This window comes from Trichlorobacter thiogenes (assembly GCF_900167465.1).
Classification (GTDB): Bacteria; Desulfobacterota; Desulfuromonadia; order Geobacterales; family Pseudopelobacteraceae; genus Trichlorobacter; species Trichlorobacter thiogenes.
In genome coordinates, this window is sequence record NZ_FUWR01000012.1 from 1 (window position 1) to 2,500 (window position 2,500).

The 2,500-nt window shown below is 52.2% G+C and carries 2 rRNA genes (1 of these 2 cut by a window edge); both read right to left on the reverse strand.

Features of this window, described 5'->3' with window-relative positions:
- Positions 1-49 precede the first annotated feature (49 nt).
- Positions 50-166 (reverse strand): 5S ribosomal RNA (gene rrf / locus B5D39_RS10800).
- 139 nt (positions 167-305) lie between these two features.
- Positions 306-2,500: ribosomal RNA gene (locus B5D39_RS10805) — 23S ribosomal RNA — on the reverse strand; it runs 762 nt beyond the window's last position.

Genomic DNA, 2,500 nt, shown 5'->3' on the forward strand with positions numbered 1-2,500 from the left:
ACGCAAACGCCCCGCTCAGGTATACCTGGCGGGGCGTTTGTTTTATTAATTCTGGCGGCGACCTACTTTCCCACACAGCTACCCGTGCAGTATCATCGGCCCTGAGGGGCTTAACTTCCGTGTTCGGGATGGGAACGGGTGTGGCCCCCTCGGCATAGCCACCAGAAATCGGTTGCATCCAGCTTGTAAGCTGTTTGCTAATTGATTTCCAATTGCAATTGAGGGATTGTAGTTAGTTTAGTTTTGGAGTTGACTGTTTTATAGGTTGGGGGGTGGGTTAGCACCCCCCTTCCATTTATTTTTTTATGGTCAAGCCTCACGGCCGATTAGTACTAGTAAGCTCAACACATTACTGTGATTACACACCTAGCCTATCAACGTTGTGGTCTACAACGGGCCTTCAGGGGTTGTTACACCCAGGGATACCTAATCTTGAAGGAGGCTTCCCGCTTAGATGCTTTCAGCGGTTATCCTTTCCGTACTTAGCTACCCAGCGACTGCTCCTGGCGGAACAACTGGAACACCAGCGGTACGTCCATCCCGGTCCTCTCGTACTAAGGACAGCTCTTCTCAAGTATCCTGCGCCCACGGTAGATAGGGACCAAACTGTCTCACGACGTTTTAAACCCAGCTCGCGTACCGCTTTAATTGGCGAACAGCCAAACCCTTGGGACCTACTTCAGCCCCAGGATGCGATGAGCCGACATCGAGGTGCCAAACCTCCCCGTCGATGTGAACTCTTGGGGGAGATCAGCCTGTTATCCCCGGAGTACCTTTTATCCGTTGAGCGACGGCCCTTCCATACAGAACCGCCGGATCACTATGACCTACTTTCGTACCTGCTCGACTTGTTGGTCTCGCAGTCAAGCTCCCTTATGCCATTGCACTCTACGGCTGGTTTCCAATCAGCCTGAGGGAACCTTCGCGCGCCTCCGTTACTCTTTGGGAGGCGACCGCCCCAGTCAAACTACCCACCAGACAGTGTCCCCGACCCGGATGACGGGCCTAGGTTAGACATCCAAAACAACCAGGGTGGTATTTCAAGGACGACTCCACCGACACTGGCGTGCCAGCTTCAAAGTCTCCCACCTATCCTACACAAGCTATTCCGAATGTCACTGTCAAGCTGTAGTAAAGGTTCACGGGGTCTTTCCGTCTTACCGCGGGTAGACGGCATCTTCACCGCCAATTCAATTTCGCTGAGTCACTGGTTGAGACAGCGCGGAAATCGTTACGCCATTCGTGCAGGTCGGAACTTACCCGACAAGGAATTTCGCTACCTTAGGACCGTTATAGTTACGGCCGCCGTTTACCGGGGCTTCGGTTCAAAGCTTCGCCTTGCGGCTAACAAATCCCCTTAACCTTCCGGCACCGGGCAGGCGTCAGACCCTATACATCGTCTTACGACTTAGCAGAGTCCTGTGTTTTTAGTAAACAGTCGCTACCGCCATTTCTCTGCGACCTCCTTCGGCTTCGCGTGCAAATCGCTACACCTAGTGGAGGCACACCTTCTCCCGAAGTTACGGTGTCATTTTGCCGAGTTCCTTAACCAGTGTTATCTCAATCACCTTAGGATTTTCTCCTCACCCACCTGAGTCGGTTTACGGTACGGTCTCAAATTACCTGAAGCTTAGAGGCTTTTCTTGGAAGCATGGGATCAACAACTTTATGAGCATACGCTCTCGTCATCACGTCTCAGAGTTGACGGGAAAGTGGATTTACCTGCTCTCCCCCCCTACACGCTTGAACCAGGACAACCAGCGCCTGGATTGCCTACCCTTCTCCGTCCCCCCATCGCAGTAAAAAGAGGTACAGGAATATTAACCTGTTTCCCATCAACTACGCCTTTCGGCCTCGCCTTAGGGACCGACTAACCCCACGCAGATTACCTTTACGTAGGAAACCTTGGGTTTTCGGTGTGCGGGTTTCTCGCCCGCATTTTCGCTACTCATGTCAGCATAATCTCTTGTGATACCTCCAGCCATCCTCACGGTTGACCTTCGCAGGCTTACACAATGCTCCCCTACCACTCATATTTTGAAATATAAGTCCGTGGCTTCGGTTGTATGCTTGAGCCCCGTTACATTTTCCGCGCAGATCCACTCGACCAGTGAGCTATTACGCTTTCTTTAAAGGGTGGCTGCTTCTAAGCCAACCTCCTGGTTGTCTGGGCATTTCCACATCGTTTTCCACTGAGCATACAATTGGGGACCTTAGCCGACGGTCTGGGCTGTTTCCCTTTCGACTACGGATCTTATCACCCGCAGTCTGACTCCCGGGGTATACGTTGATGGTATTCGGAGTTTGGTTGGGTTTGGTAACCTGGTGAGGCCCCTAGCCCATTCAGTGCTCTACCCCCATCACGGAACCCCCGAGGCTATACCTAAATATATTTCGGGGAGAACCAGCTATCTCCGAGTTTGATTAGCCTTTCACTCCTATCCACACCTCATCCCCTGGCTTTTCAACGCCAGTGGGTTCGGGCCTCCACGAAGTGTTA